At 62.4% G+C, this 2,492-nt stretch carries 2 protein-coding genes; both read left to right on the top strand.

The window, feature by feature from the left end:
- Positions 1–477 precede the first annotated feature (477 nt).
- The gene (locus EOA33_RS32095; protein ID WP_126054654.1) at positions 478–2,010 is read left to right on the top strand and encodes an acyl-CoA carboxylase subunit beta; all 1,533 of its coding nucleotides are present in this window, start codon (positions 478–480) and stop codon (positions 2,008–2,010) included.
- Between the two features lie 5 nt (positions 2,011–2,015).
- Positions 2,016–2,492 (top strand): hypothetical protein (locus EOA33_RS32090; protein WP_210212637.1); only part of this gene is annotated, 477 nt, incomplete at its 3' end.

Here is a 2,492-nt window from a genome sequence, read left to right as displayed (position 1 = left end):
GCCTTGAGCAGCGCGCCGGAGATCCCGAGCGCGGCGAAACCATTCTGTTCCGCTGTGTTTTCGTTGGTCAAAATAATCTTCTTTCACGCGGCCTGTAGCCGCAAACATCGATGGCGGCAGGGCGCAACCTGCCGTCGAAAAATTGTCATGGAACGACAAGGCGGCGGACGGGATCGTCCGCGCGGCTGCGCTGTCGTGCCCGCAAGCTTCATGCCTCGGGGCTTTTTCGCCACTTTGTGATGTACCGGGAAGAGGGGCCGAACACCGGAAAGAGGGAAAACAGACGCAACCAGTCTCATTCGTCGAGAAGGCCGGACAATGCCGGCCCAAGCGCCTATGCCGCTGCATATGGACGAGTTCGCCTCGAAATGCAAGGGCCGCATGCTGCAATGCAGCAAAAACCATGGCAAACGCGGCGCTTGCGCTCCCCTGCGCGCATCATTACCACAAACGCAGCTATCCGTTTGGGGGACCGCGATGAAGGACGTGCTGAAGGAGCTCGAGCGCCGCCGCGAGATCGCCCGCATGGGCGGCGGCAAGGCCCGCATCGACGCCCAGCACCAGAAAGGCAAGCTCACCGCCCGCGAGCGCATCGACGTCTTCCTCGATGAGGGTTCGTTCGAGGAGTTCGACATGTATGTCGAGCACCGCTCGACCGATTTCAGCATGGAGAAGACCAAGATCGCCGGCGACGGCGTCGTCACCGGCTGGGGCACGGTCAACGGCCGCCCGGTCTATGTCTTCGCCAAGGACTTCACCGTGTTCGGCGGCTCGCTGTCGGAGGCGCATGCCGAGAAGGTGGTCAAGGTTCAGGAGATGGCGCTGCGCAACCGCGCGCCTATCATCGGTCTCTATGACGCCGGCGGCGCTCGCATCCAGGAAGGCGTGGCCGCACTCGGCGGCTACGCCGAGATCTTCCAGCGCAACGTGCTCGCCTCCGGCGTGATCCCCCAGATATCGCTGATCATGGGCCCTTGCGCCGGCGGCGACGTCTATTCACCGGCGATGACCGACTTCATCTTCATGGTCCGCGACACCTCCTACATGTTCGTCACCGGGCCGGACGTGGTGAAGACCGTCACCAACGAGACGGTGACGGCAGAGAGCCTCGGCGGCGCCTCCGTCCACACCACGAAGTCGTCGATCGCCGACGGCGCCTACGACAACGACGTCGAGGCGCTGCTGCAGATGCGCCGGCTGGTCGACCTGCTACCGGCCTCCAATACGTCGGAAATTCCCGAGATCGAATGCTACCAGTCAGTGACCGATCACGATCTATCGCTCGACCGGCTGATCCCCGACAACGCCAACAAGCCATACGATATCAAGGAGTTGATCCTGAAGGTTGCCGACGAAGGCGACTTCTTCGAGATCCAGCAAAGCTTTGCCAGAAACATCGTCACCGGCTTCGGCCGCGTCGAGGGCCGCACCGTCGGCTTTATCGCCAACCAGCCGATGGTGCTGGCCGGCGTGCTCGATTCCGACGCCAGCCGCAAGGCGGCGCGCTTCGTTCGCTTCTGCGACTGCTTTTCGATCCCGATCGTCACCTTCGTCGATGTTCCCGGCTTCCTGCCGGGCACCGCGCAGGAATATGGCGGGCTGATCAAGCACGGCGCCAAGCTGCTGTTCGCCTATGCCGAGGCGACCGTGCCGAAGATCACCGTGATCACCCGGAAGGCCTATGGCGGGGCCTATGACGTGATGGCGTCAAAGCATCTGCGCGGCGACATGAACTATGCCTGGCCGACAGCACAGATTGCGGTGATGGGTGCCAGGGGCGCGGTCGAGATCATCTACCGCAAGGACATCGGCGACGCGGGAAAGATCGCAGCGCATACAAAGGCTTACGAGGATCGCTTCCTGTCGCCCTTCGTCGCCGCCGAACGCGGCTATGTCGACGAGGTGATCATGCCGCATTCGACCCGTCGTCGCGTTGCCCGGGCGCTCAGGATGCTGCGCAACAAGGACATGCAGAACCCCTGGAAGAAGCACGACAACATCCCGTTGTGACCTGAATGTCGCGCTTCATCATCAGCGCTGGGCGGCGGTTCGGCAGGTTCGGGGTGCTGTTTTTCGTGGTTCCCGCAGCCATCATCTTCTGTATCTGGATGTCGCTGCTCGACAGCCATCCAGTCTGGTTCATCGCCTGCGGATTTCTCGTCATGCCGATCTCGACCACCGCGGCGGCTTTTCTATTCGGCACATTGTTTGCCGGCTTTCGGCGCAGCAAGATCAAGGGAGTGAGCCGGGCGGAGGCACCTGGCCTGTGGGACCAGTGGGAAAAAGTCGCCGGCCCGCGCAGAGCCGCCCGCACCGTGATTGCGCTGGAGGACAGCTTGAACGCCGGCGTGCGGGAGGAGCGCACGCTTCTTGGTCTTCTCGGCCGCCGGCTATTTTTGACGGTCGGCATCCCCTTGCTCGTCGTTACCGACGAAAATGCTCTTGCGGCAATTCTTGCCCATGAAGACGCGCATGTGCGCAACAAGGACACC

Source organism: Mesorhizobium sp. M4A.F.Ca.ET.050.02.1.1, from assembly GCF_003997725.1.
In the GTDB taxonomy this organism is placed as follows: Bacteria; Pseudomonadota; Alphaproteobacteria; order Rhizobiales; family Rhizobiaceae; genus Mesorhizobium.
This window is presented reverse-complemented; position numbering and strand designations above follow the sequence as displayed.

Bases quoted from the DNA above. Each gene is read 5' to 3' on its own strand.
- EOA33_RS32095 (WP_126054654.1), top strand. From the start codon at position 478: ATGAAGGACGTGCTGAAGGAGCTCGAGCGCCGCCGCGAGATCGCCCGC.